The sequence below is a fragment of the Arthrobacter sp. CG_A4 genome (assembly GCF_035985125.1).
GTDB lineage: Bacteria > Actinomycetota > Actinomycetes > Actinomycetales > Micrococcaceae > Arthrobacter.
This window is the reverse complement of record NZ_JAXCID010000021.1, coordinates 41,705-67,896: the sequence shown is the minus strand read 5'-3', so window position 1 is coordinate 67,896 and position 26,192 is coordinate 41,705. Positions and strand designations below refer to the sequence as shown.

Sequence of the window (26,192 nt, the reverse complement as noted above, 5' to 3'; positions counted from 1 at the left end):
GCCCCCGGGGCCGGGGGGCGCGTTTTGCGCCGCCCTTAAGTACCCTGGGGCGCCCGTGTGGCGCCCTTAAAACCCCCCCGGGCGCCCCCCCCCGGGGCCCTGGGGGGGGGCCCGCCGTCGTACTCTCATCGATTGCTCCGCAACGGCCCTATTGAGCCCTCATAAGGGCCGTTGCGGAGCAATCGATGAGTACCTCAGCTGGCGAGCCAGATGTCCGGGCCGAAGACCTCGTAGTGGATCTTCGTGGCCGGGATGCCTGCGTTGATGGCCTCATTGCGGATGCTCTTCATAAAGGGCAGCGGACCGCACAAGTAGAGCGAGGCGTTGGCAGGCAGGTCGACCTCACGCAGCGACATAAAGCCCTGCCTGGCGCCGGCTTCCGGGCGCTCAAGCCAGAGCTGGAGGTCGGCGCCGTCCAGGCGTTCGACGTCGTCCGTCATCTGGGAGCGCAGTGCCCAGGACTCCAGGTCGCTTTCCGCGTGCAGGACCAGGACCTGGCGGTCCGAGCCGGACTCGGCGAGGGAGCGCAGGATGGATGCGGTGGGCGTGCAGCCGATGCCGGCCGAGGCCAGGACCACGGGGCTGTCGCCTTCTTTGAGGGTGATCTCGCCATAAGGGTTGGAGATCTCGAGCAGGTCGCCAACCTCAACGCTGTTGTGCAGCACGGGGGAGACCTCGCCGCCGTCGTCGATCTTGGTGGTGAAGCTGCGGCTGGTGCCGGCGTTGCCGGAGAGGGAGTACTGCCGGACTTGGCGGAGTCCGTCCGGCAGGGCGACCTTGACGCTGACGTACTGGCCCGGAAGGGCGGGGGTGATGGGGGTGTCGTCGGCCGGTTCCAGGGTGAAAGTCATGGAGCCCGTGCCGGCGGGGGCCTTGGCGGCGACCTTCCAAGGGCTCCACATCACGCCGTTGGCCTGCGCGGCGTAAAGCCCCTTCTCGATTTTGATCAGCGCGTCCGCCATCAGCCAGTAGACCTCGGTCCAGGCTTCGGCGATTTCCGGGGTGATGACCTCGGCCAGGTCCTCGGCGATGGCGGCGAAAAGGTGCTCATAGACCACCTGGTACTGCGGTTCGGTGATGCCGAGGGAGGCGTGGCGGTGCGCGATGCGGGAGAGCACGGTCTCCGGCAGGGTGCCGGGGTTGCTGACCAGGTGACTGGCGAAAGCTGCGATGCTTCCGGCCAGGGCCTGCTGCTGGTTGCCGGAGCGTTGGTTGGAGCGGCTGAAGAGCCCGTCCATCAGTTCCGGGTGGGCGGCGAACATCCGGGCGTAAAAGTTCGGCGTGATGTGCCCGATCCGGGAACCGACCAGCGGCAGGGTGGCCTCGATGACGGGGAAGGATTTGTCCGAGAGCATGCTGACTCCTGAGATAGGGGCCCGGTGGGTCTGCTGCCGGACCGATGAAAATACCTGCATTTGAAATACGAGTATTTATACTTCAGTTCTACAGGGAGTAGAAAAGTTGTACAAATCGGCGGACTTCCCGGGCGTGGCGGGCTGGGCGAACGGGAGGCCCGGCTCCGGCGATCCGGGTCCGGTTAGAGGCCGGGGCGCAGCCCGATCGCCTCGAATACCGGGGACATCTGCCGCGATGTCGGCAGGGATGCGACGACGATGTCGTCCAGTTCGCTGTAGAAGGCCTCCCGGGCGCGGGACAGGGCGCCGCGGAGGCGGCATTCGTTGATCAGCGGACATGCACCGGCGGCGCTGACGCAGTCCGCCGGGTCGGCCCGGGTGTCCAGTTGGCGCAGGAGCCTGCCCACTGTGGCCTGCCGGCCGGCGCTGCTGAGCCGGGAGCCGCCGCGGCGGCCGCGTTCGACGTCGACCATGCCCAGTTCGCGCAGCTTTGCCATCGCCTTGCTGACGTGGTTGTACGGCGTTGCGACGGCGTCGGCGATGCTCTGGGTGGTGAGGAGGCCGCCGTCGGGAGCGGCCGCGAGCACCATCATGGCGCGCAGGCTGACATCCGCGAAGGCGTTGATCTTCATCTCACCAGTTTACGGCCGGTCTAGTCCACCCAGACGCCGGGCTCGTTCGTATCGGCTGAGAGCTCGCCGAACTCCAGCCCGCGCGTCGCGGTGTTCGCCGCGTAGGGCAGGACCGCGGCGAACAGCGAACCGTCGCGGTGTTCGGCGGCCACATGGATGGCGTCCGAGTCTTCCTCAAGCAGCGTGATGTCGCAGACGACGGCGGCGGCACGGAACTCGTCCCGGTGCTGGCGCAGCAGTTCGGTGAGGTCGCCGATCATCGAATCGGCATCGAAGTCCGCGTCGGTACCCTCGGCCGCGTCAGCGGGGGTCACGGCCACCAGCCGGACCTCGCCGTCGTTCTCCACCACGAGGGCGAACGGCAGGAAACCGCCGTTGCGCTCCAGCTGTTCCTGGGCGGCGCCGACTCCGGTGCCGAGCAGGTTCTCCAGATCGGTGGCGCTGGACTCGGGGACCGAGCCGCGCCAGGAGCCAGCGGGAGGTTCGGTCATTTCCGGGGACATTTCCGAGGGCTTTTTGGACGTTGCTCCTGACATCCGGCTTAGCCCCGGACCAGCGCCAGGACGCGGTCGCGGACGCGCTCCATCGTGGCGGTGTCGGTGGCTTCAACGTTGAGGCGGAGGAACGGCTCAGTGTTGGAGGGCCGCAGATTGAACCAGAAGCTGCCGTTGTTAGCGATGAAGGTGCTGCCGTCCAGGTGGTCCACCTCGACGTCGTCGGTCTGAAAAACGCGCCGGACCCGCTCGACGGCCGCGGCCTTGTCCTCGATTTCGGAGTTAATCTCCCCCGAGGACCTATAGGGTTCGTATTCGCGTCCGAGCTCGGAGAGCGGCCCGTCCTGCTCGCCGAGGGCCGCCAGTACGTGCATCGCCGCGAGCATGCCGGTGTCTGCGTTCCAGAAGTCACGGAAGTAGAAGTGGGCCGAGTGCTCGCCGCCAAAGATGGCGCCTTCAGCAGCCATCACGGCCTTGATGAAGGAGTGGCCCACGCGGGTGCGGACCGCCCGGCCGCCGTGGCGTTCCACAAGCTCGGGGACGGCGCGGGAGGTCAGCAGGTTGTGGATGACGGTGGGGTTCTCCTCGCCGCGGCCCTGGGCGCGGGCGATCTCGCGGCGGGCCACCATGCCGGTGATGGCCGAGGGGGAGACGGCGTCGCCCTTTTCGTCGATCACGAAGCAGCGGTCCGCGTCGCCGTCGAACGCCAGCCCGATGTCCGCGCCGTGCTTGACGACGGCGGCCTGCAGGTCGCGCAGGTTCTCCGGTTCGAGCGGGTTGGCGGGGTGGTTCGGGAACGAGCCGTCGAGCTCGAAGTACAGCGGGATGATCTCCAGCGGCAGCTTGGGCAGCAGGGTGTCGCCCAGCACGGCGGGCGTGGTGAGCCCGGCCATCCCGTTGCCGGCGTCCACCACCACCTTGAGCGGGCGGGTGCCGCGGAGGTCCACGAGGCTGCGCAGGTACTCGGCGTAGTCCTTCAGGACGTCGTGCACGCCGATGAGCCCCCGGTTGGCGGCGGCAGGGATAGACCCGGCATTGAGGTACTGCTCGGCGAGGGCCTGGATCTCCACGAGCCCGGTTTCGGAGGAGATCGGGACGGCGCCGGCCTTGGCCATCTTGATGCCGTTGTATTCGGCCGGGTTATGGCTGGCAGTGAAAGTGGCTCCAGCCGCGTTGAGGGCGCCGCAGGCGTAGTACAGCTCGTCAGTGGAGATCAGGTCGAGCAGCTGGACGTTGGCGCCTCGGCGGGCGGCTCCGCTGGCAAAGGCCTTGCTGAACTCGGGGGAGGAGGGGCGCATATCGCCGCCCACCAGCACCGTCTGTCCCTCGAGGTGCAGGACGTCGACGAACGCGGCCCCGACTGCCTCGACGATTTCGGCGGTGATGGATTCGCCCACAATGCCGCGCACGTCGTAGGCCTTGAAGGAGGCCGAGAGGTCAAAAGTTTTTGTCTTTTCCGTAGTCACGCCTCCTATCGTACGTTGAAGCCGTCCTGCCCTGTGGGGGAGCAGTGCCGGTGTGATTGTCCACATGTCCGGGCACCGGGCTTCGCTGCTGGCGGAGGTGGCTGGGATACTGAATCAATGGCCAATAACCTGAACGCTGCCGTCCTTCCCGCATCCATGCCCGCTCAGGCCTCCGGTTCCGCCGGGGTTGCCGGGACACGGGAACAGGCCCAGGACGTGCTGCGGGAGCTGGTGGGGCACCCCGGCGCGGAGTTCCACGACGGCCAGTTTGAGGCCATAGAGGCGCTGGTCGACGGCGGCCGGCGGGCCCTCGTAGTGCAGCGCACCGGCTGGGGAAAATCGGCCGTGTACTTTGTCTCCTCCCTGCTCCTGCGCCGCCGCGGAGCCGGACCCACCCTGATCGTGTCCCCCTTGCTGGCCCTCATGCGCGACCAGGTGGCGGCCGCCGCCCGGGCCGGGGTCCGCGCCGTGGCCATCAATTCCGCCAACCAGCTGGACTGGGACACCGTCCGCGAACAGCTCGCGGCCGACGAAGTCGACGTCCTGCTCGTGTCACCGGAACGACTCACCAACCCGTCCTTCCGCGAAAACCAGCTGCCCGAACTGATCCGCCGCACCGGACTCCTGGTCATCGATGAGGCCCACTGCATCTCGGACTGGGGGCACGACTTCCGCCCGGACTACCGGCGCATCGCGGATCTGATCACGCAGTTGCCGGATTCTGTTCCTGTGCTGGCCACCACCGCCACCGCCAACTCCCGGGTGGTCCACGACATCGAGGAACAGCTGGGCACGGGCGTGCTCACCATCCGCGGCGCCCTGGGCCGTGAGTCGCTCCGCCTGGGCGTGCTGACCCTGCCCGACTCCCGCGACCGGCTCGGCTGGCTGCTCACGCACCTTTCCGATCTGCCCGGCAGCGGCATCATCTACACCCTCACCGTGTCCGCGGCCGAGGACACCGCACGGCTGCTGGCTGAGGCAGGGCACGAGGTGCTCGCCTACACCGGCCGCACCGACCCGGCGGACCGGGAACGCGCCGAGCAGCTCCTCAAAGACAACCAGGTCAAGGCCCTCGTGGCCACGTCCGCCCTCGGCATGGGATTCGACAAGCCGGACCTCGGCTTCGTGGTGCACCTGGGCGCGCCGTCCTCGCCGGTGGCGTACTACCAACAGGTAGGTCGTGCCGGCCGCGGCGCCGCCAACGCCGATGTGCTCCTGCTTCCCGGCTCCGAGGACCGCGACATCTGGCAGTACTTCGCCACGGCGTCGATGCCCTCCGAAGAAAAAGCCGCCGCCGTTTTGACGGCCCTCGCCGAAGCGGGCGCCGCTGTGTCCACGGTGGCACTCGAAGCGCGGGTTGACCTGCGCCGGACCCCGCTGGAGCTGCTGCTGAAGGTACTGGCCGTGGACGGGGCAGTGGAACGCGTCGGCGGCGGCTGGCGCTCCACCGGCCAGCCGTGGAGCTACGACGCCGAGCGCTACAGCCGGATCGCCGAGGCCCGGGTGGACGAGCAGGACTCCATGGTGATCTACCAGGACACCGCGGGCTGCCGGATGGAATACATCACCTCGGTCCTGGACGACGAGACCGCGCACGCCTGCGGCCGCTGCGATAATTGCTCCGGCCAGTGGTTCCCGGCGGATATCTCCGCCTCCGCCACGCAGGCCGCCGGCAAGACGCTGAGCCGCGCCGGCGTGCCGCTGGAACCGCGGCTGCAGTGGCCCAGCGGCATGGACCGCCTGGGTGTCCCGGTGAAGGGCAAGATCAAGCCCGAGGAAAGCCTCGCCAACGGCCGGGCGCTGGCGCGGCTCACGGACCTTGGCTGGGGTGGTGCGCTGCGCGAATCCTTCGCCGCCGGAGCACCGGACCGCACGGTGGATCACGGCATGCTGCAGGCCTGCGTCCAGGTTCTGCGCGAGTGGGGCACCGGAGACGCACGCACACCGGGCTGGAGCGGGGCAGGCCGTCCCGCAGCAATTATCAGCATCCCGTCGCGCAGTAAACCGGCGCTCGTTGATTCGCTGGCGCGCGGCATCTCGGAGATCGGCCGGATCCCGTACCTGGGCCAGCTCCAGCTCGAACACGGCGGACCGACCGGCGGGCGCGGCGGAAACAGCGCCTACCGGCTTGCCGGGGTCTGGGACCGGCTCGTGGTGGGACCGGAACTGGAAGCGGCCCTGGCCGGCATCCGGGGACAGGCCGTGATGCTCATCGACGACCTGGTTGACAGCCGCTGGACCGTGACCGTCGCCGGACGGGCCCTCAGGCTCGCGGGCGCCGGGGCGGTGCTGCCGCTGGTGCTTGGCCAGGCCGGCTGAGCCCGGCACTGAGCCAGACCGCGCCCGCGCTGGGCTGGGCCCGCATTGAGCTGGGCCGGGCTGGGCTGAGCCAGGATTCGCCCGCGCTGGGCTTGGCCCGCATTGAGCTGGGCCCCGGCAGCGGGAAGGCCCTGACCGGGCATGGTGCTCAGGAACCCGGCGCCGGGTCTGATTCCAGCACCGCCATCGCCGCGTTGTGCCCGCCGATGGCGCTGACGGCACCCCCGCGCCGCGCCCCGGAGCCGCAGAGCAGGATACGCGGGTCATCGGTCGCCACGCCCCACCGCAGTGCCGGGGTGTCCAGCGGAGCATCGTCCTCCACGAAGGGCCAGTCGAGTCCGCCGTGGAAGATGTTGCCCCGGGGCATGCCGACGGCCCGCTCGATGTCGAGGGTGGTCTTGGTTTCGATGCAGGGCCGGCCGTCCGGGCCGGTCAGCAACAGCTCCTCGACGGGTTCGGCCAGCACCGAGTTCAGCGACTTCAGCACGGCGGACTGAAGCTCCGCGCGCCGTTCCTCGTTGTTGTCCGCCGTGATCAGCCGGTCCGGGACATGCAGTCCGAAGACCGTGAGGGTGTGGGCCCCGGAGGCCTGGAGTTCCGGGGAGAGGATGCTGGGGTCGGTGAGGGAATGGCAGTAGATTTCGCACGGCAGCGGATCGGGCACGGTGCCGGCAGCAGCACTGAGGTAGGCGGCGTCGAGCTGGGACCAGGCTTCATTGATGTGGAACGTCCCGCCGAAGGCCGCTTCCGGACTCACGGTTTCATCCAGCAGCCGGGGAAGCCTCCTGAGCAGCAGGTTCACCTTGACCTGGGCGCCCTCGCGCAGATGGTTGGGGTTCTGGGTGGTGCGCCGCACCGGGGAGTCTGCCGGGGCGCCGGAGTTCCGGAGCCGGTCAAGCACCACCGGCGCCACGTTGGCGAGGACCCACTGCCCTGTGGCCGTATGGTCCGCGCCGTCGTAGCGGTATTCGACCACCCCGCCCGGCCGGACCGCCGTGACGTCCGTGGACGTCCGGATGGTTGTGCCGGCCTCCCGGGCGGCGCGTTCCAGTTCCCCGGACACCGCGCCCATGCCGCCGATGGGAACGTCCCAGTCGCCTGTTCCGCCGCCGATCAGGTGGTAGAGGAAGCAGATGTTCTGCTGGAGGTCTTCATCGTCCGCCCGGGCGAAGGTGCCGATCAACGCATCGGTCAGGACCACGCCGCGGAGCAGATCGTGCTGCAACTGATCGGCTATCACCTTACCGATAGGCTGTTCGATCACTGCCTCCCAGGCGTCAGCCGCCCCGGCCAGGACTGCCAGCGCGCGGGCCTCGGACCGGGTCCGCAGCGGCGCGGTCATGGTGGGCCAGAGGGCCTCGGTGAGTTGGCGGCACCCGGCGTAGAACTCGGTGAAGGCGCGGAATTCGTCGTCGGGAGTGCCGACGGCGGCAAAGGACGCGGCGGTGGCGGCGGCATCCTCGTTGTCGATCAGCAGGGCCCGGCTGCCGTTCTTCGGGTCCGGGGTATAGGACGAATAGCGGCGCCGTGCCAGCCGGATCTGCAGGCCGAGGTCGTCGACGATCTGCTGCGGCAGGAGGCTCACGAGGTAGGAGTAGCGCGAAAGGCGGGCGTCGACGCCGTCGAACGCCTGGGCTGACACTGCGGCACCGCCGGGGTGCTCGAGCTTCTCCAGCAGCAGGACCTTGCGGCCGGCCTTTGACAGGTACGCTGCCGCGGCCAGGCCGTTGTGGCCGCCGCCGACGATGATCGCGTCAAACGCGCTGGTGCTCGACTTGGGGTTGGTCCGCATGGGCCTATCCTGCCATCCGGCCGGGGCGAGTGCCACGCCGCGGAGGCAGATCAGGGCGAATGCGCGCCGCCGATCCGCCCTGATCTGCCCGCGCGGCGCCAGGGACTCCCAGGGAAGCGGTCCGGCGATACAACCCGGACACGCAAAAGGCCCCGGTCCAGGGACCGGGGCCAAACGCGGAGACGGGGGGATTTGAACCCCCGGTGGAGTTTTGCCCCACACTTCATTAGCAGTGAAGCCCATTCGGCCGCTCTGGCACGTCTCCATTTGCTGATAACCAGCCCACCAAGAATACGCAGAAGGGGGCATGCAGCGCAAAACGGCCAACGCGGGGTCACATCGCGCCCATGCCGGGCCGCCGGATGGGCCCGAAGTGACCCCGCGTTGCTTAGCTGCGGGCGGTCCGGGCTCAGGCTCCGCGGCCGGCCAGCGCACGCCACAGGAAGTGCTGGCTGCGGCTCTGCAGGGCCGCGGCCTGGCGATTGTCCGAAGCCCCCGAATGGCCGCCCTCGAGTGCCTCATGGAACCAGACATTGGGGATGCCCATCGCCTGCATCCGGGCGGCCATCTTCCGGGCCTGGACAGGACCCACACGGTCGTCCGATGTTGCCGTCCAGATAAACGTCTCCGGATAGTCCGCGCCGTCCCGGAGCAGGTGGTACGGCGAGAACGTCCTGATGAAATCCCACTGCCCGGGCACGTCCGGGTCGCCGTATTCGGCGATCCAGGAGTGCCCGGCGGACAGCTTTGTATACCTGCGCATGTCCAGCAGCGGCACCCCGCAGGATACGGCGCCGAAGAGCTCGGGGTACTGGGTGAGCATGTTGCCGACCAGCAGTCCGCCGTTGGAGCCGCCCACGCAGCCCAGCCGCTCGCGCGAGGTGACGCCGCGGGAGATCAGGTCCCGGGCCACGGCAGCGAAGTCCTCGTAGGCCTTGTGCCGTTTCTCCTGCAGCGCGGCGCGGTGCCAGGACGGCCCGTATTCGCCGCCGCCGCGGATGTTGGCGACCACGTAGACACCGCCGCGGCTGTGCGGGGCGTTCTCCTCGTGGCCGGCCGATTCCGCGGTACGCCGTTCCAGCCAGGCGCGGCCGATCGCGCCGCTGTAGGCCGGGGTCCGGGAGATCTCGAAGCCGCCATAGCCGGAGAGCTGGGTGGGGTTCTGGCCGTCCAGCGCGAGGTCGCGGGACGCTACCTGGAAGTACGGCACACGGGTGCCGTCCTTCGACACCGCGAAGTGCTGCTGGACCTCGTAGTCCGCTTCGTTGAAGAACGACGGCGAGGTCCGGATCACCTCATGCGAGCTGGCCACGCCGCTGCCAGCCCGGCTGCCACTTCCGGTGCCAGTTCCGGTGCGGCCGGTACGGGTGAGCGTGCCCCGGGTGAGTGTGCTTGGTGTGGTGAATCCGGTGGCCACAAGCCAGAAGTCGTTTCCCGCGCCGGGGGCCCCGGCCTCGGACACCGAAGCGGACCCGTAAGTGCCGTCGTCGCCGGTGCCGTCGTCATGGGTGCCGTCGTCACCGGAGTCCCCGGCGTCGTCTTCGTCATCCACCGCGTAGGCAGTGACATCGTGCAGCGGCGGGCAGGCGTCCAAGGCGGTGGAGGCCCAGGCGGTGTCCGTGCCGGGGCGCTGCGGATCGAGAACCCGGATCTCCGAGGAGACGTCGCGGAGCAGATTCAGCAGCAGGAAGTCCCGCGTCCAGCTCCAGGACTGCAGGGAGGTGTGGGAATCCGGGGTGAACAGCACGGACAGCTCCCGGCCGCCAGCCAGGAAGGCCTCAAAATCGGCCATGAGGAGCGAGCCCGCCGGGTACGTCGTGCCGTTGACGGTCCAGTCCTGCTGCGGCCGGAACAGCAGCCATTCGCGGTGCGAGCTCAGGTTCACGTCCGCGGGCACGTCGAACTGCACCCACTCTCCGTCGCGCAGCACCGAGGTGCTCTTCTCGAAGAAGCTGATCCAGTCCACGGCGAAGGTCCGCTCGAAGCCGGGGGTGGAGTCGTGGGCCACGAGCGCCATCATGTGGTCCGCGGGGATTTCGAACAGCCGCTCAGCCGAGGCCAGGGAGCCGCCGCGCCGCAGCTTCACGGCGGTCCGGGCATAGGACGACGTGGTGCTGGGAAGCCCCTGTGCCGTGCTGGCCACCAGCAGGGTGTCTTCGTCCAGCCAGGAAGCGTTGCCCTTCGCCGTCGGGAGGTCAAAGCCGCCGGCGGCGGGGTCCACAAAGCTGCGGGACCCGACGTCGAACTCCCGGTACCGGTTCGCGTCGCCGCCGTCGGGGGAGAGGGCCAGCAGCGCCAGCCGGTGCGGCCCGCCGTCGGCCGGGCGGAGGAAGCTGGCGCCGTGGAAGACCCATTCCTCACCTTCCGCGACGGCCAGTGCGTCCACATCCAGCAGCGTTTCCCATGCGGGGGATCCGCCCCGGTAGCTCTCCCAGCCCGTCCGGCGCCACAGTCCCTTGGGGTTCTGCTGATCCTTCCAGAAGTTGTAGTACCACTCCCCGTGCTTGCCCACCATGGCGATCCGGTCGGTGGAGTCGAGGACCTCCAGGATCCGGCCCTCAAGCCCGGCGTACTCCGCGTCCTCAAGCAGATCCTCGGTGCGGGCGTTCTGTTCACGGACCCAGGCCAGCTGCTGTCCGCCGTAGATGTCCTCCAGCCAGCTGTTCTCGTCTACGGGTTCGGGGGCGGTTTCCTGATCCGCGGCGTTGCCGGAAGGGTGGCCGGACGCGGACGGGTGAGCAGCTTCAGTGGTGGTCATTTTCCCATCCAAGCAACATCTGCGTACCGGTAGCAAGTCAAGCCGCCCGTCCGGTGCGCGGGCCGCATGCGGATACTCTGGATGCCGTGGGCAAATCGCAGAGCATCCGGACGGCACTGATCGGCGCCGGCCCCCGGGGCACCAGCGTGCTGGAGCGGATGCTCGCCAACTGGGCCCCGGCCGGCCCCGACGACACCCTGCACATCGACGTGGTGGATCCCTACCCCGCGGGCCCGGGGCACGTCTGGCAGCCCGGCCAGTCCCGGCTGTACCTGATGAACACACAGTCCTTCTATCCCACGGTGATCCCCGAGGACCCCGACCTTGCGCCGCCGCTGGCCGGCCACACCTTTGACCGCTGGCGCGAACTCCAGCAGCAGACCCCGCATCCTTCGCTGAACGCAGAGGAACGCGCCGAGCTCGCCGGGCTGGGCTCCGCGGACTTCCCCAGCCGCGCCCTGTACGGGCGCTACCTCCGCTCCACCGTCGAGGAGCTGATGGGCCGCCTGCCCGCCGGCGTCACTGTCGTCTTCCATCCGACGACGGCGGCGTCAGTCCGGCATGCTGCTGCCGCGGGGGAGGACGGGCGAACGGTCTTCGACGTCGAACTTGCGGACGGCGCGGTGCTCACCGTCAACGCCGTGGTGCTGGCCCTGGGACACCTTGAATCCCGGCTGAACCCGGAACAGCGGGAGCTGCGCTCCGCCGCGGAGGAGCTCGGGCTGCTGTACCTGCCGCCGGCGGCCCCGGCCGACGTCGACTGGTCCCGCGTGCCGGCGGTCAAACCCGTGCTGGTGCGCGGCATGGGCCTGAACTTCTTCGACGCCATGGGCCAGCTGACCGAGGGCCGCGGCGGGCGCTTCGTGGCCGGGGACGACGGCGGCCTCAGCTACCTCCCCTCCGGCCGCGAACCGCTCATCATCGCCGCCTCGCGCCGCGGCACCCCGTACCGGGCCAAGGCCACCCTGGCCGGGTACTACCCCGCGGCCGTGACGCTGCGCTACTTCACCGAGAGTGCGCTGGCGAAGTTCGCCGCGGCGGGGATCCGGCCGGCCTTCGACCACGATCTGTGGCCGCTCCTGCACCGCGACGCCCTCTGGGCCTACTACTCAACACTGGTGCGCTCGCAGCCGGGCGCGATCCGCACTGGCCCGCACGAATTCCTGCGGGCTCTGGAGGAGTCCCTGCACCCGCACGCGCACACCACGGCCAAATGGGCGGACGGCGTGGATTCCGTGATCGAGGTGCACGTCCGCGCCGCGTACCGGCTGGACCTGCTGGGGCTGGCGGCGCCCCTCGCCGGGCGGTCCTTCGCTTCCCGGGCCGAACTGGACGCCGCCGTCGTGGAGTATCTGCTCGATGACGCCCGGCGTTCCGCACTCGGGGAGGATGACCCGGTGAAGATGGCCATCGGCGCCCTGCACCATGGCCGCGCCGTACTCAAGACCGCCGTGGCGGACGGCGGCATCACTGACGAGTCCTGGGTGGCCGGGCTCCGCGGCTGGTTCGAATCGTTTGTCGAAGGCCTCGCCAGCGGACCGCCCGCGCTTCGTGCCGAACAGCTCGCCGCCCTGGTGCGGGCCGGCGTCGTCCGCTTTGTGGGACCGGACCCCAGATTCGGTGTGGACCGCAAGGCCGGGACGTTCACCGCGGTGTCCCCGTGGGTCGGCGGCGGCGGCGGCGGCGGCGCGGGCCGGTCCGGCTGCGCGGAAGCCGACCCGCACGACCATGCCGACCCGCACGACCATGCCGTGGCGGCCGTGGCCATGATCGAGGCGCTCGCCCCGGCCAACCGGTTGGCAGTCAACGAGTCACCACTGCTCGAACAGCTGCTCGCCGAGGGGCTGGTGCGCGCGCGCCTCATGATGACCGCGGAAGGCACCCCGGTGCAGACCTCCGGCCTGGACATCGCTCCCCACCCGTACCGGCCGCTGGGCGCGAACGGCTCGGTAACGGACGGCCTCTACGCCCTCGGGCTGCAGCTTTCCGCCACGCAATGGGGGACCGCCATCGCGGCCGAAGCCCGGCAGAAGGACGGACCCGTCTACCGCAGCGGCCAGCGGACCCTGCGTGACGCCGACGAGATTGCCCGCGCCATCCTTGGCCAAGAGTCCCGCTGATCACGCCCCACCAAAAATGAGCATGCCCTCCGTCCGGGCTGAGCGACGGACATATGGGCTATATGTCCAGCGCTGCAGCCCGGGGGAGGGCATGCTCACCGGTGCGGGGCCGCAAGGGCTAAGAAACTAGCCCCTGAGGCATTTCTGGTACTGGAACCAGGCGATCGTGTACTTGATCCAGCCCTTGAAGTCGTACCACTTCTTCGGCGGAACCGGCGCGGTGCACGTCGGCGGGACCGGGGTGCTGGCGGCGACCTTGACCTCTGCTTTCACCACGGTGCCGGATTCGACGGCGGTGAGCACCAGCGTGCCCGTGCCGGCGGCGGCACCGGCGGGAACCAACACGCTCACTGCGGCCGCACCGGCGGAAACCGGTACCGTGCCCAGCGCTGTGACGGCGCCCTTGGCATCCGCGAATTCGGCGCGCAGCGAGGTGTTGGCCGGGCTGCCCAGCGACGTGAGGTCCAGCTTGGAGAGGGCCAGGGTGATGGACTCCCCGCGCTTGACCTCGGCGGCGGTGGTGTTGACGACGGCCACGGAGCGGCGCGCGAAGTCCGGCGAGACCGGGTTGTTGGCCTGCAGGTACTTGATCCACGCGTCACGGTCCACCAGCCCCGAGTCCTTGATTCCGGTGCCGGACTTGAAGATGCGGAAGTTATCGCCCCCTGTTGCCAGGAAGTTGAACGTACCGATCCGGTAGGACTTCGCGGGGTCGATCACCGCGCCGTTGATCCGGATCGAGGTGATCCGGTCACCGGCGGCGCGGGCGGCGTCGTAGGTGTAGTTGACGTTCTTGGACAGGCCCAGCTGCTGGTACGCGCGGCTGGGGACCGTGCCGTCCGGGTTGGTCTGCCACTGCTGCTCCAGGAGCGTCTTGAACTGCGCACCGGTCAGCGACGTGGTCCACAGGTTGTTCACAAACGGCAGGACCGCGTTGGCCTCCGCGTAGCTGATGGTTCCGTCCGGCGTGTAGTACAGCTCGTTGCGCAGGCCGCCCGGGTTGACGACGCCGATCTCGGCAGCGCCGAGATCCGGAGCCTTGAGCGAATCCACGAGCGAATCCGCGACGAGGTTGCCCAGGGTGGATTCGCTGCCGCGGTCATCGCGTGAGGCCGGTGTGGTGGCGGTGGCGGGGGTGAAGGCGGTGGTGATATCCGCGGTCACCTTTCCGACCGGCTGGTTGCCGACCACGGCCGCGTCGGCCAGGGCCTTATCCACGATGGTTTTGACGGCGGCGACCCGCGGGTATTTCGCCACGAGGTCCGCTGCCGGCTGGTCCGCGGAGGTGGTGCGCTTGACGTTGCCGGCCTTGTAGCCGGTCACCGACATGGTCTTAGTGTCGATGGTCAGCTGGATCTGGCCGATGAACTCGCCGTAGTTGCCGGTCTGGACGATGGGGCGGGTCTTGCCTTCAACGCCGGGGACCGGAGCGTCCCAGGAGTACTGCTTGTGGGTGTGGCCGTTGAAGATGGCGGCGACATCCGGGGTGACCCCGGTGACCATCTTGGCGAAGGGGCCGCCGGCGGCGACTTCCTGCGCCAGGGTGGAGCCTTCGGGCGCGCCGGAACCGGCGCCGTCGTGGTTCGCCACAATGATCACGTCGGCGAGCTTGCCCGCCTTGATCTTCGCGGCAACCCGGTTGACGGCGTCGACGGCGTCGCCGAACTCGAGGTCGGCGATGCCTGCGGGGGTGACCAGCGAGGGCACTTCCTGGGTGACAGTGCCGATCACGGCGACCTTGACGCCGTTCATGTCGAGCACGGTATATTCCGGCAGGACCGGCTCGGTGGTGCCCTTCTTGTAGACGTTGGCGCCAAGGTACGGGAACTTGGCGCTGGCCCCGCCCGCGATGACGCGGTCACGCAGGTCCGCCCAGCCGCCGTCGAACTCATGGTTGCCCACGGCCGAGGTCCGCAGCTCGAGGGCGTTCAGCACGTCGATGGTCGGCTGGTCCTTGGCGACGGCGGAGGCGAACAGCGAGGCGCCGATGTTGTCGCCGGCGGAGAGGAAGGCCGTGGCGCCGGGGGCAGCCGCGGCGCGCAGCTTCTCGATGGTTCCCGCGAAGAACACGGTGTTGGAATCGATGCGGCCGTGGAAATCGTTGATGCCGAGGAGGTTCAGCTCAACGCTGGCGGGGGTGACCGGCAGGTTCAGTCCCACCACCACCGGATCGTGGTCACTGGCCCGGAACTGGTCCGGAGCGTAGTAGTTGGTCACATTGTTGTTGTAGCGGCTGTACTCCAGGGCGACGGACTCCACGGAGTTGATGTTCCAGATGTCCGCGCCGGTGACGACGGTGTTGGCGCCCGGTGAGGCGAGGATGTGGTCCAGTGAGCCCGCCATCCCGCCGAAGAGGTAGGAGTGTTTCGCGGACCCGTCGGCGTTCCTGGCCTTCTCGTCCTGGTTGATGTAGCCCGCGGACGTAAAGACATTGATCGGGTCTTCCTTGGCATAGGCGTTGAAGTCGCCGATCAGGAAGACCTTGTCGGTGCCCTTGGACGCCTGCAGGTCGTTGGAGAAGGCGAGCAGGGACTTGGCCTGCGCGGTGCGGGCGAGGTTGGAGTTGCCCTGTCCCTTGTCGGTGTCGTCCGGTGTGGCGGCCGAGCCCTTGGACTTGAAGTGGTTGGCGACCGCGATGAACGTCTTGTCATCGGCGGCGCCGACCGGCTTAAAGACCTGGGCCAGCGGCTTGCGGGCATTCGCGAAAGCGACGGTGTCGTTGTGGATGATGGACTCGCCCACCGGCTCCGCTGCGGACTTCTTGAAGATGAAGGCGGTGCGGATCATGTCCTCGTCGGCCAGCGGAGGTGCGTTGGCGGGCGTGCGGACGTAATCCCAGATTCCCGGTGTAGCGATGTTCAGGGAATCGACCAGCTTGGCCAGGGCATCGTCACGGTTCTTACCGAATTTTGCCGAGTTCTCGATCTCCATGAGGGATACGACGTCGGCGCCGGACTGGGTGATGGCGGCCACGATCTTGTCCTGCTGGCGCTGGAGATTTTCGGCGTTGGCGGCGCCGCGGGCGTCGCAGCCGCTGCGGACGGTGATCGGGTTTCCGACGCGGTCCGTGTAGTAGCTGCAGCCCGTGAGCGTGTCCCCGGTGGTGGGGAAGTAGTTGAGCACGTTGAACGAGGCGATCTTCAGGTTGCCGCCGACGGCAGCGGGAGCCTCCGTGCGGGTGGTGGGGCCGAAGCCTGCCGGCTGGACGGCGTCCGCGTTGGCGGGGGTCAGGTGGGTCAGCGGCTGGAATTTCCAGGACTTGTTCGCGTAGCTGAGCACCACGTTGGTCTTGAAGCTCACCGGCACACCGACCCGGACGGGATCCGACGTCGTGAGGTAGGGCAGCACCTGGGCCTTGGTTTCGGCGTCCCTGAGGAAGTTGGTGGTGGCGCCGTCGTCGAGCTTGATGCCACGTGCGGCGTTAGCGGCAACGGTAGCGGTGTATTCGGCGGAGCCGAACGGTGCGACGGCGGTGGGCTGCTCCAGCGGGGTGGTTCCGCCGGCCAGGCCGATCTCGCCGTACTGGTTCAGCGAGTAGTTGTCGGAGACGGTCACGGGCCCCTGCGGGGTCAGCAGCATGCCTTCGAGGGATTCGCGGAAGGCTTCCTCGGCCGGGAGGGCGAAACCGGTGGCCTTGACCTCCGGTGCGGCCTCGGTGAGTTTCTTGAAGTCCGCTGCAGCGGCCACCGTCACTTGGGTCATGTCGAAGAATTCGCTGACGGTGCCGGTCACTTCGACGTAGTCGCCGATCTGGACGGAACCGGCCGTGGCAGCCGAGAAGACGAAGACAGCGTCCGACGCCGTGTGGTTGGCCGGCGTCAGATCGCCGCCGGTGCCCGGTGTCTGGATGTAGTAGCCCGAGAATCCGCCGGTGGGGAACGTGGCGGTGACCCTGCCGCGGGTGGTGACGTTGGATCCGACGAACGGGCTGGCGGTCCCGGTGCCCTGGATATCGGCGATGGTCTTGACTGCAGGCGGGCTGACCGGGCCGGGATCGACGGGCGGGTCAACCGGGGCGGCTGCCCCGTTGGGGGCCTTGGGGGTGATCGTCGCGTTAAGCGCGAAGTCCGCGGAGTTGTTGTTGCCGTCCGGACCGTTGCTGCGGTTGATGCTCTTGACGTCGGTGGTGCTCGACGGCGCCTCTGCCGCCTGGGTTTCGAAGGTGTTGGAGCTGCCGTAACCGAGCAGATCAGCGACGCCGGCGGGCTCGATGACCGAGCCGGTGGCCAACGGGCTGACGGCGGTGGCCTGCTCGGCGAGCACGATGGTGCCGGTGGTGCCGCTGGGGGCGAACTTGGTTCCTGCGTCCAGATCTGCCGCCGGCAGATCCGGGGCCGTGGATGCCGGGGAGTTTCCGGCGGCCTTGATGAGGTAGAATCCCTTGGCGGCAATACTGCCGGTCAGTGGAACCACGTTTCCGGGGGCGGCCGTGCCGGCGGCCGAACGGTACTGGAGGGACCAGCCGTCCAGCGATACCGCGGCGTCCGAGGAGTTGTACAGTTCCACGAACTTGCTCTTGAAGGCCGCTCCGGCGCTGCCGCCGCTGAGGTAGGCCTCGTTGATGATGACCGGCGATGTGCCGGCCGCTGCCGGGGAGACCTCCACGGCAAACGCCGGCACTGCTGCCAGCGGCGCCGCGACGAGCGCCGCGGACAGCGCTGTGCCCAGCGCTGTTTTCCAAGGTATGTGTTTCATCCGCTCTAACTCTCATTAGGATGCCCGGGTAAGGGCTGGGTGGATTGTGTCCGGGTGGTACCCGCGGACCGGCCGGTCTTTGCTCCTGGTCAAGCAGTTTCCGGCACAGCAAAACAGAGTTGAATGAACGCGGTGTGTACTGCGCGTGCATTCGGCGAGACGTCCCCCAGCGGAACGTGTCACAGCCGGCACGGAGACCCCAACGGCGACCCCGGAGACGGTGTTGGCGGAGCTTCTGACCTGCGTCAGTAGAACTATGCGCGGCCGCTCAGGCTCCGGGCATTCCAACAGAATACCGGCCGGTATCCGAAGCGGAACGGGCTGTCCGGTATGTCTAGCAGCAATTCTCTTGAAGTGTTTCCTCAGTTTTTGCTGAAGATTTCTCGGGTTTTCGGGTCTGCCCGGCCGGAACGAGGTGTTCGGCGATGACTTCGAAACCGCAGCGCGCGGGCCACCCTCGCCGCAGCCGCAGCCGCAGCCGCAGCGCGCGGGCAGATCAGGGCGAATCAGCACCCGGCATCCGCCCTGATCTGCCCGAGCGACGAAGGCTACTCCCCGATGACGAGGATGCTCGCGGCAGCTTCTATGACGTCGTCGATGATGGTTTCGAGCTGGTTGGATTTCAGGACGCGGGTGATTTGAGGGAACAGCCGCTCGAGGAGCCGGAAATTGCCGCGGGTTGATGCATTCGATTTGCGGCGATTGCCCGGGAGAAGCCGAGGCGGCCTGGGAAGCGCGGGTGTGCTCCCAGCTTTTCGGAACTCAGGACATGGGGGCAGGCTTATCAGACCTTGCCCAGTGGGGTCGCTGATCGGCCGGACGAGCGTGAATGGAATCGGCGATTCGGACTAATGTTGACCGATGATTGAATCGCATCAACTTAGCGAGAGCGTCAGCATGCGCGTACTGCACCTGAGCGATGCGGGAGCGCTTGCCGCCGCATACGTGCGCAACCGGTCATACCTTTCACACTGGGAGCCAGTCCGGCCCGAGGAGTATTACACCGAGGCTTGGCAGGCTTCTGACATTGCCAACCGCCTCGCTGCGCATGAAGCCCGGGAGGGGTATCCGCTCGGCCTGTTTGCCGGCGATACACTCGTCGGTCGATTCAACGTCGCCGGAGTCGTGCGCGGTCCGTTCCAGAACGCCGGGCTGGGGTACTGGATGGACAGCGACTATGCAGGCCGCGGGCTGGCGTCTGCTGCGGTCCAGAGGATAGTCGACTTGGCCCGCGATGAACTCGGACTGCACCGCATCGAGGCGAGCACACTTCGGCACAACGTTGGCTCGCAGCGGGTGCTTCAGAAGGCCGGATTCCAGCAAGTTGGTATGGCCCCGCGATACCTGCAGATTGCCGGAGAATGGCAGGACCACAACCTCTACCAGCTGATCCTGCACGACTGAAGGGTCCAGCTCAGCCAAGCTGCCAGAGCTCCGCTTTGACCATGACCCGCGAATTGGCGATTGCAGAACACCGCCGAATACCGCTGCACGCTTCAGACTCCTGAACATGACATTGTCGGACGTCCGGCGTGCGCGTCCCGATTCCTTGGAACCGGGACGGCTGAGCAGCGGAGGACCGGACGGCATTCGCCCGTGAGCTTTTGGGTCAGCCGCATGGGCACTGAGGCAGTGATCCTCGGCGAGGAGCACGACCCGTGCACGGAGAACGTCACGGAACGGGGTCCGGGCAAACACCGCGCGGGCGGACAGCACGGCTTCATCGGCCCCGGACAGGCTGATCATGAAGGGTGAAGAGATCACCATGCCATCCATTTATCCGCCGCCTACTGCGTCCCATCGCGGTGCCACGACGCATCGTCTCCCCGCCCCGGGAGGTGGGGCAGGCCCATCGGAGACTCGCGCCACAAAGCGGTAACAGAATGCCGCCACCAATCGCCGGAGTCCGCAGGCTGTGGATAACCCGACGCGTCCCGGCCCGTCCTGTGGCCTAATGGGCGGATGGCGACTGCGAAACCACTGCCGGCGGACCTCGCCGCAGGCTCCTTCACTATCGGCGAAGCCAGGCTGGGCGGCATCTCTCCCTGGCGGGCCAAGGCCAAGGATCTCCACGTTCCCAGCCGCGGCATCCGCGTGCCTGTCGCCCGGGAGCAGACCCTCCTCGCCAGGGCCCGGCCGTACACCCGGCTCGGAACGCCGGACACCGTCAGCTTCTTTTCCGCTGCCGAAGTCCACTCCTTCAAGCTTCCCAGTCAGCTGGCGTCCAGGCGGCTGCCGCCGTCGGCCAGGCTGCTCGACCTGACCCGCAGCGGTACCGCCGCGCCCCGCCGGAAAGGGGTCATCGGCCACCGTTCCCCGCTCGCGCCGGACCACATCGTCATCCTCGACGGCGTCCCGGTCACCTCCATGCCGCGGACGCTGCTGGACCTGGCCGGGACCGGGGTCATGAGCCTAGAGGACCTCGTGGTCATAGCCGACGACCTGGTGTGTGAACATACGCGCTCGCGGCACCCAAGAACCGCGCGGGTTCCCTTGCCTGAGCTGCTGGACTTCGCCGAGCGGCAACACGCGGTAGCCGGCCTCCGGCTGCTCCGGAAGGCACTCGGCCTGGTTCGCGTCGGCGTCGACTCCCCTCCGGAAACCCGGCTCCGCTTACTCTTCGGGCGCTCCGCCCTGCCGGCCTTCGAGCCGAATTTCATCCTGCTGGACCGCCACGGTGCGCCGCTGTGGGTGGACCTCGCCTGCCCGGAATACCGCCTGGCGGTGGAGTACGACGGCGGCCACCACCTGACACCGGCCCAGCAGCGGTCCGATGCGCTGCGGAACGCACGAACCTTCGGTGCAGGGTGGGGGCAGCTGGTGATCAACACGCTAGACGTCAGGAACGGCGAGGGCTGGGTGCTGATGCGGGTCCGGCAGGCCTTGCGGGCGCAGGGCTGGCCCGGATGAACAGGCGAAGGCGCTCGCTGCGTCGGTATGGCGCCGCGGGGGCAGTTCAGGGCGAATAATCGGACCGTATCCGCCCTGAACTGCCCGCGCGGCGAAGGTCCGCGCGCCCTACTATTCCCGGCCGCGCCCGGGGACGGCATTAGTGCAGCTACGGAACGCAAAATGCCCCCGGCGCTGCGGCAGGCGCAGGAGCCGGGGGCATTCGTCGCGGAAGGTAAGAGATTCGAACTCTTGGTACGGGGTTACCGCACACTGGTTTTCAAGACCAGCTCCATCGGCCGCTCGGACAACCTTCCCTAACGAGTAGTGTTCCATAGCCGGTGGGCAGCCACAAAAAACGCGGCGGCGCTCGCGGACGGGCACGGCTACTCCACTTACGCTGGGATGAGGTGCCGCCGGACGTGGTGTGCCGCAGGAGCATCCCTGCACCAAGTACGTTAGAAAATCGGGAGTTCTCCATGAAGGCTGTTTACATCTCCAAGCCCGGCGGGCCCGAGGCCCTGGAGATCCGCGAGGTTGCGGCCCCGGTGCCCGGCCCCGGCGAAGTGCTGATCGACGTCGTCGCCGCGGGGCTCAACCGCGCGGACGTCCAACAACGCCGGGGCTTCTACCCTCCACCGCCCGGGGCTTCCGAGGTTCCCGGGCTGGAGGTTTCCGGCAGGATCGCGGGCTTCGGTCCCGGTGTCACCAGGCCGTTCACGGTTGGGGAGAAGGTCGTTGCCCTGCTGGCCGGCGGCGGCTACGCCGAGCAGGTGGTTGTCCCGGCCGGGCAGGTCCTGCGGATTCCCGACGGCGTCGATCTGGTCACCGCCGCCTCCCTGCCGGAGGTTTCCGCCACGGTCTATTCGAACCTGATCATGACCGCGCAGCTGCAGCCGGGCGAGACTGTACTCATCCACGGCGCCACGGGCGGCATCGGCACCATGGCCATCCAGCTTGCGAAGGCCTTCGGCGCCCGCGTGGCCACGACGGCGGGTACGGCGGAGAAGGTCGGCACCGCCATCGCCTTCCTCGGCGCGGACATCGCGATCAACTATGCCGAGGAAGCCTTCCCGGAGAGCCTGCGCGCGCAGAACGGCGGCAAGGGCGCCGACGTCATCCTCGACGTCGTCGGAGCCAAATACCTCACTCAGAACGTGGATGCCCTGGCCGACTACGGGCGGCTCGTGGTGATCGGGCTGCAGGGCGGCGCCAAGGGCGAGCTGGACCTGGGCAGACTGCTCAGTAAAAGGGCCGCGATCATCGCCACCGCCCTGCGCCCCCGGCCGGTCGAGGAAAAGACGGTCATCATGGACGCCGTTCGTGACGCGGTGTGGCCGCTGCTGGCCGACGGGCGGATCCGCCCGCTCGTGGCCAAGACCTTCCCGCTGGACCAAGTCCGCGCCGCGCACCGGTATTTCGACGGCGGCGACCACGTCGGCAAGATCCTGCTGGTGATGTAGCCCCGGCGTACGGGCACATATACCCGATAGGGCATACGCCGATTACTTCGGGAGCCCAAATGACGGTACTGTAATTCCATACGCGGTATACACGCGTCTTGGGGCGCGTGTATGCTGTCGTTCCGCTAACGCCGGGAGCCCCATGTCTATCCGCCAGAGCATCCTCGCACTGCTGCAGGACCGGCCCCGCTACGGTTATCAGCTATGGGGTGAATTCCAGGACCGCACAGGGTCGGCCTGGCCGCTCAACATCGGGCAGGTCTACACCACCCTTGACCGCCTGGAACGTGACGGCCTGGTCCGCAAGGATGAGGCCGACGGCGAGGGCCACGTCATCTACAGCATCACCGAGGCGGGCCAGGCCGAAGTCCGGGACTGGTTTACGTCGCCGGTTCCCCGCAGCAACCCGCCGCGCAACGAGCTGGCCATCAAGCTCGCGCTCGGCCTGACGCTTCCCGGGGTTGACGTCGGCGCCGCCATCCAGGCCCAGCGCACCGTCTCCATCCGTGCGCTGCAGGACTACACGAAGGCCCGTCGCGACACCGCCGCCCACCAGCGGCCGGCCGACACCGCGCGGCTCCTGGTGCTGGATTCGCTGATCTTCCAGACCGAAGCCGAGGTCCGCTGGCTGGATCTCTGCGAAGCCCGGCTGATGCAGCTCGCCAACCCGCCGGTCTGACCGGCGAAACCGGCCGCCTCCCGGGTGACACCAGCGGGCGCCGCTCCCGCCGTTCGCTGTGACCGTTCATCGCTGCCCCCGTACCGCCTGGCGCAAAGCCATACCCTTCCGGATGCCGCGTTGGTAGGGTGCCTTGGGGCAGATCTGTCCAGTGGATTTGTCCAGCTGGGGTTTCTCAAGGAGGAGACATGGGCACAATGCCAGATGGCACGCCAAAAGACTTACAGGTTGAGGACGGCCTCACGCCGGATCCGGCCCTGCCGCCGGCAACCGTTGACGACGCCGTCCGCGGAGCCGAAGAGCGGAAATGGACGCCCGGCAAGATCGCGCTCTGGGTAGCGATTTCCCTGCTGGGCGCCGTTGCCTGGTTCATGCTCGCGATTGTCCGCGGCGAAACCGTCAACGCAATCTGGTTCGTGTTTGCCGCAGTGTGCACCTACCTGATCGGCTACCGCTTCTATTCCAAGGTTATTGAGCGTTACCTGCTCAAGCCGAATGACCGCCGGGCCACCCCCGCCGAGTACAAGGCCGATGGCAAGGACTATGTCCGCACGGACCGCAATGTCCTGTTTGGCCACCATTTCGCCGCCATCGCCGGCGCCGGTCCGCTGGTGGGCCCCATCCTGGCTGCCCAGATGGGCTACCTGCCTGGCACTATCTGGATCATCATCGGCGTCGTTTTTGCCGGCGCAGTCCAGGACTACGTCGTGTTGTTCTTCTCCATGCGGCGCGGCGGCCGTTCCCTCGGCCAGATGGCCCGCGAGGAACTCGGCGTCATCGGCGGCACCGCTGCCCTGATTGCCACCCTGCTGATCATGGTGATCATCGTCGCCATCCTGGCCCTCGTCGTCGTGAACGCGCTGGCCGAAAGCCCCTGGGGTGTCTTCTCCGTCGGCATGACCATCCCGATCGCACTCTTTATGGGCATCTACCTGCGCTTCCTCCGCCCCGGCAAGATCATGGAAGTCTCGCTGATCGGCTTTGTCCTGCTGATGGCCGCCATCATCGGCGGCGGCGCCGTTGCCGCCACCGAATGGGGCGACGCGTTCTTCACCCTGGACAAGGTCACCATCGCCTGGGCCCTCATCGTGTACGGCTTCATCGCCGCGATCCTCCCGGTCTGGCTGCTGCTGGCCCCGCGTGACTACCTCTCCACCTTTATGAAAATCGGCGTCATTGTGATGCTGGCGGTGGCCGTCGTCGTGGTCCGCCCGGAAATCACCGTCCCGGCCTTCAGCGAATTTGCCAGCCGCGACAACGGTCCCGTTTTCCCGGGTGCGCTATTCCCGTTTCTGTTCGTCACCATCGCGTGCGGTGCGCTGTCGGGCTTCCACGCCCTGATCGCCTCCGGCACCACGCCGAAGCTGATCGAGAAGGAGCGCCAGACCCGCTACATCGGGTACGGCGGGATGTTGATGGAGTCTTTCGTGGCCATCATGGCCCTGGTGGCGGCGATTTCCATTGACCGCGGGCTCTATTTCGCGATGAACGCCCCGGCTGCCCTGACCGGCGGCACAGTTGAAACCGCGGCCGCTTGGGTCAACAGCCTGGGTCTCTCCGGCGTGAACATCAGCCCGAACATGCTCGCGGAAACGGCCGCCAACGTCGGCGAAGCCAGCATCGTTTCCCGCACCGGCGGCGCACCCACACTGGCCGTGGGTCTTGCCCACATCATGCAGCAGTTCATCGGCGGCACGGCCCTGATGGGCTTCTGGTACCACTTCGCCATCATGTTCGAGGCCCTGTTTATCCTCACCGCCGTCGACGCCGGCACCCGGGTCGCGCGTTTTATGCTGCAGGACTCCATCGGCAACTTCGTGCCCAAGTTCAAGGAGCACGGTTGGCGTCCCGGCGCCTGGCTTGCCACCGCCGTTATGGTCGGTGCCTGGGGGGCTGTGCTGTTGATGGGCGTTACCGATCCGCTGGGCGGCATCAACACGCTGTTCCCGCTGTTCGGCATCGCCAACCAATTGCTGGCTGCCATTGCGCTGTCCGTCTGCCTGGCCATCGCGGCCAAGAAGGGCTCGTTCAAGTACCTCTGGATCGTGGCGCTGCCGATGGCCTTCGCAGCCGTCGTGACCATCACGGCCAGCTACCAGAAGATCTTCTCCTCCACCCCGGCGGTGGGCTACTTCGCCAACAACGCCGCCTTCTCCAAGGCCCTCGCCGACGGCAAGACCTCCTTCGGCACGGCCAAGACTGTCCCGGCCATGGAAGCCGTGGTCCGCAACACCGCGATCCAGGGCTGGCTTTCGGTCATCTTCGTGCTGCTCAGCATCATCGTCATCACGGCGGCGCTGATCGCCACGTACAAGGCGTTCCGCAATGCCAGAGCCGGTGTGGTCAACACCGACAATGAGGACCCGGCCCGGCCGTCCCGCGTGTTCGCCCCGGCGGGTCCGGTCCCATCGGCCGCCGAGCGCGAACTCCGGGCCGAGTGGGACAAACTCCCGGCAGGGAAGCGGCTGGAAAAGGCCGCACACCACTGATGCGGAGCCGGAAATGAACGCGGTAGTTGCGGGGTTCCGGGGTTTTGCCCGGTACCTGGGCGGGGTGATGGGCGCGGATGCCTACGCGAAGTACCTGGAGCACCACGCCGTTTCGGGTCACGACGGACCGCCGATGACCGAGCGGGAGTTCTGGCGGGACCACACGGACCGCCAGGACCGCAACCCGCAGAGCCGGTGCTGCTGAACTGCGGCCGCAGAGCCGGTGCTGCTGAACTGCGGCTGTGCCGTGGAAGGTGGCTTTCGGGCGGCGACGTTGGGCACCTGGGTGCCCGTCGCCGTCGTCCGCCTTTTGTGCCCGGAACGGTTATGCTGCTGTGGCTTTCCTGGCTGTTCTTTGTGTCCGGTGGGCCGCTCCCGGCTCGTGAGAGTATGAAGCCATGAGCGATCCAAGCGCTGTAAAGCCTGCCGCAGACGTTCCCGCCGGGGGGACTGCGCCGTACCGCGACCCTGTTCACGACGGCGGCCCGTCGCACGACCGTGGACCCGCCGCAGGCTGGCCCAGAGGCGGCCAGCTCCACGATCTGGTGGACGAACCCGCGAAGGTCATGCGGATCGGCACCATGATGAAGCAGCTGCTGGACGAGGTGAAGTCAGCCCCGCTGGACGACGCCGCCCGGCTTAGGCTCGCCGCAATCCACGAACGCTCCATCAAGGAACTTGAGGACGGGCTTGCGCCGGAACTCGTCGCGGAACTTGAGCGGATCAGCCTGCCCTTCTCCGATGACACCACCCCCTCTGATGCGGAATTGCGCGTCGCCCAGGCCCAGTTGGTCGGCTGGCTCGAGGGGCTTTTTCACGGCATCCAGGCTGCCCTTTCTGCCCAGCACGCCGCCCGGGACCAGGCCATGGCCCAGCTGCAGCTCCGCCAGTTGCCGCCCGGAACGGTGATTGCGCCCGGGGTCATCATCGGGGAAAACGGCGAGCCCCAGCGGGCGGCGGCGCCGAAGCCCGGGGCGGACCCCGCGCAGCCGCCGGGTCCCGCCGATCCGGACCACGGCCCCGGCCAATACCTGTAGGGCA

The 26,192-nt window shown here is 67.9% G+C and carries 17 protein-coding genes, 2 tRNA genes and 1 pseudogene; 10 read left to right on the top strand and 10 right to left on the bottom strand.

Features of this window, described 5'->3' with window-relative positions:
* Positions 1 to 194: 194 nt before the first annotated feature.
* From RCH07_RS10795 to RCH07_RS10780, 4 genes are all read right to left on the bottom strand, one after another.
* Positions 195 to 1,355, bottom strand: coding sequence for a globin domain-containing protein (locus RCH07_RS10795; protein WP_326967468.1), 1,161 nt, complete (start codon positions 1,353 to 1,355; stop codon positions 195 to 197).
* 182 nt (positions 1,356 to 1,537) lie between these two features.
* Positions 1,538 to 1,987 (bottom strand): RrF2 family transcriptional regulator, encoded by a 450-nt coding sequence (locus RCH07_RS10790; RefSeq protein WP_326967467.1) that lies wholly within the window; start codon positions 1,985 to 1,987, stop codon positions 1,538 to 1,540.
* A gap of 20 nt (positions 1,988 to 2,007) precedes the next feature.
* A complete protein-coding gene (locus RCH07_RS10785; protein WP_326967466.1) occupies positions 2,008 to 2,478 on the bottom strand; it encodes a hypothetical protein in 471 nt (156 codons plus the stop codon).
* A gap of 50 nt (positions 2,479 to 2,528) precedes the next feature.
* Positions 2,529 to 3,947 carry a phosphomannomutase/phosphoglucomutase gene (locus tag RCH07_RS10780; RefSeq protein ID WP_326967465.1) on the bottom strand — a complete coding sequence of 473 codons (1,419 nt, stop codon included), beginning with the start codon at positions 3,945 to 3,947 and terminating at the stop codon, positions 2,529 to 2,531.
* 117 nt (positions 3,948 to 4,064) lie between these two features.
* Between RCH07_RS10780 and RCH07_RS10775 the strand changes: the two genes are divergently transcribed.
* Positions 4,065 to 6,266, top strand: coding sequence for a RecQ family ATP-dependent DNA helicase (locus RCH07_RS10775; protein ID WP_326967464.1), 2,202 nt, complete (start codon positions 4,065 to 4,067; stop codon positions 6,264 to 6,266).
* Positions 6,267 to 6,414: 148 nt separating this feature from the next.
* Here RCH07_RS10775 and RCH07_RS10770 read toward each other — a convergent pair whose 3' ends face one another.
* From RCH07_RS10770 to RCH07_RS10760, 3 genes are all read right to left on the bottom strand, one after another.
* Entirely contained in the window at positions 6,415 to 8,058 is a 1,644-nt protein-coding gene (locus RCH07_RS10770) for a phytoene desaturase family protein (RefSeq protein ID WP_326967463.1), read from the bottom strand.
* Positions 8,059 to 8,235: 177 nt separating this feature from the next.
* A tRNA-Ser gene (locus tag RCH07_RS10765) sits at positions 8,236 to 8,323 on the bottom strand.
* Positions 8,324 to 8,467: 144 nt separating this feature from the next.
* On the bottom strand, positions 8,468 to 10,816 hold the full coding sequence (locus RCH07_RS10760) for a prolyl oligopeptidase family serine peptidase (protein ID WP_326967462.1): 2,349 nt from the start codon (positions 10,814 to 10,816) through the stop codon (positions 8,468 to 8,470).
* An 86-nt stretch (positions 10,817 to 10,902) separates the two neighbouring features.
* Between RCH07_RS10760 and RCH07_RS10755 the strand changes: the two genes are divergently transcribed.
* Positions 10,903 to 12,936 (top strand): FAD/NAD(P)-binding protein, encoded by a 2,034-nt coding sequence (locus RCH07_RS10755; protein ID WP_326967461.1) that lies wholly within the window; start codon positions 10,903 to 10,905, stop codon positions 12,934 to 12,936.
* A 126-nt stretch (positions 12,937 to 13,062) separates the two neighbouring features.
* Here RCH07_RS10755 and RCH07_RS10750 read toward each other — a convergent pair whose 3' ends face one another.
* A complete protein-coding gene (locus tag RCH07_RS10750) occupies positions 13,063 to 17,631 on the bottom strand; it encodes an ExeM/NucH family extracellular endonuclease (RefSeq protein WP_326967460.1) in 4,569 nt (1,522 codons plus the stop codon).
* Between the two features lie 548 nt (positions 17,632 to 18,179).
* A pseudogene (locus RCH07_RS10745) lies at positions 18,180 to 18,311 on the bottom strand (AAA family ATPase); the annotation flags it as partial.
* A 181-nt stretch (positions 18,312 to 18,492) separates the two neighbouring features.
* Between RCH07_RS10745 and RCH07_RS10740 the strand changes: the two are divergent.
* From RCH07_RS10740 to RCH07_RS10730, 3 genes are all read left to right on the top strand, one after another.
* Complete coding sequence (locus RCH07_RS10740; RefSeq protein ID WP_326967459.1) at positions 18,493 to 19,035, top strand: GNAT family N-acetyltransferase; 543 nt, start codon at positions 18,493 to 18,495, stop codon at positions 19,033 to 19,035.
* A gap of 213 nt (positions 19,036 to 19,248) precedes the next feature.
* Positions 19,249 to 19,386, top strand: coding sequence for a hypothetical protein (locus RCH07_RS10735; protein WP_326967458.1), 138 nt, complete (start codon positions 19,249 to 19,251; stop codon positions 19,384 to 19,386).
* Positions 19,387 to 19,593: 207 nt separating this feature from the next.
* Positions 19,594 to 20,541: an endonuclease domain-containing protein gene (locus tag RCH07_RS10730; RefSeq protein ID WP_326967457.1), complete on the top strand. Its 948-nt coding sequence runs from the start codon at positions 19,594 to 19,596 to the stop codon at positions 20,539 to 20,541.
* A gap of 208 nt (positions 20,542 to 20,749) precedes the next feature.
* On the opposite strand, the gene RCH07_RS10725 is transcribed toward RCH07_RS10730, so the two are convergent.
* Positions 20,750 to 20,837: transfer RNA gene (locus RCH07_RS10725), tRNA-Ser, on the bottom strand.
* A 162-nt stretch (positions 20,838 to 20,999) separates the two neighbouring features.
* Here RCH07_RS10725 and RCH07_RS10720 point away from each other — a divergent pair.
* The 5 genes from RCH07_RS10720 (at position 21,000) to RCH07_RS10700 (ending at position 26,188) form a co-directional block, all read left to right on the top strand.
* The gene (locus tag RCH07_RS10720; protein WP_326967456.1) at positions 21,000 to 21,983 is read left to right on the top strand and encodes an NAD(P)H-quinone oxidoreductase; all 984 of its coding nucleotides are present in this window, start codon (positions 21,000 to 21,002) and stop codon (positions 21,981 to 21,983) included.
* 142 nt (positions 21,984 to 22,125) lie between these two features.
* A complete protein-coding gene (locus tag RCH07_RS10715; protein WP_326967455.1) occupies positions 22,126 to 22,662 on the top strand; it encodes a PadR family transcriptional regulator in 537 nt (178 codons plus the stop codon).
* A 188-nt stretch (positions 22,663 to 22,850) separates the two neighbouring features.
* The gene (locus RCH07_RS10710) at positions 22,851 to 25,151 is read left to right on the top strand and encodes a carbon starvation CstA family protein (protein WP_326967454.1); all 2,301 of its coding nucleotides are present in this window, start codon (positions 22,851 to 22,853) and stop codon (positions 25,149 to 25,151) included.
* Between the two features lie 13 nt (positions 25,152 to 25,164).
* Complete coding sequence (locus RCH07_RS10705) at positions 25,165 to 25,356, top strand: YbdD/YjiX family protein (RefSeq protein ID WP_326967453.1); 192 nt, start codon at positions 25,165 to 25,167, stop codon at positions 25,354 to 25,356.
* A gap of 193 nt (positions 25,357 to 25,549) precedes the next feature.
* Complete coding sequence (locus RCH07_RS10700; protein WP_326967452.1) at positions 25,550 to 26,188, top strand: bacterial proteasome activator family protein; 639 nt, start codon at positions 25,550 to 25,552, stop codon at positions 26,186 to 26,188.
* Positions 26,189 to 26,192: the final 4 nt, after the last annotated feature.

Coding starts and splice junctions, on each gene's coding strand:
- RCH07_RS10795 (WP_326967468.1), bottom strand. CDS start 1,355: ATGCTCTCGGACAAATCCTTCCCCGTCATCGAGGCCACCCTGCCGCTG.
- RCH07_RS10785 (WP_326967466.1), bottom strand. CDS start 2,478: ATGACCGAACCTCCCGCTGGCTCCTGGCGCGGCTCGGTCCCCGAGTCC.
- RCH07_RS10740 (WP_326967459.1), top strand. CDS start 18,493: ATGATTGAATCGCATCAACTTAGCGAGAGCGTCAGCATGCGCGTACTG.
- RCH07_RS10715 (WP_326967455.1), top strand. CDS start 22,126: ATGTCTATCCGCCAGAGCATCCTCGCACTGCTGCAGGACCGGCCCCGC.
- RCH07_RS10750 (WP_326967460.1), bottom strand. CDS start 17,631: ATGAAACACATACCTTGGAAAACAGCGCTGGGCACAGCGCTGTCCGCG.
- RCH07_RS10790 (WP_326967467.1), bottom strand. CDS start 1,987: ATGAAGATCAACGCCTTCGCGGATGTCAGCCTGCGCGCCATGATGGTG.
- RCH07_RS10760 (WP_326967462.1), bottom strand. CDS start 10,816: ATGACCACCACTGAAGCTGCTCACCCGTCCGCGTCCGGCCACCCTTCC.
- RCH07_RS10775 (WP_326967464.1), top strand. CDS start 4,065: ATGGCCAATAACCTGAACGCTGCCGTCCTTCCCGCATCCATGCCCGCT.
- RCH07_RS10720 (WP_326967456.1), top strand. CDS start 21,000: ATGAAGGCTGTTTACATCTCCAAGCCCGGCGGGCCCGAGGCCCTGGAG.
- RCH07_RS10710 (WP_326967454.1), top strand. CDS start 22,851: ATGGGCACAATGCCAGATGGCACGCCAAAAGACTTACAGGTTGAGGAC.
- RCH07_RS10770 (WP_326967463.1), bottom strand. CDS start 8,058: ATGCGGACCAACCCCAAGTCGAGCACCAGCGCGTTTGACGCGATCATC.
- RCH07_RS10730 (WP_326967457.1), top strand. CDS start 19,594: ATGGCGACTGCGAAACCACTGCCGGCGGACCTCGCCGCAGGCTCCTTC.
- RCH07_RS10700 (WP_326967452.1), top strand. CDS start 25,550: ATGAGCGATCCAAGCGCTGTAAAGCCTGCCGCAGACGTTCCCGCCGGG.
- RCH07_RS10735 (WP_326967458.1), top strand. CDS start 19,249: ATGGGCACTGAGGCAGTGATCCTCGGCGAGGAGCACGACCCGTGCACG.
- RCH07_RS10705 (WP_326967453.1), top strand. CDS start 25,165: ATGAACGCGGTAGTTGCGGGGTTCCGGGGTTTTGCCCGGTACCTGGGC.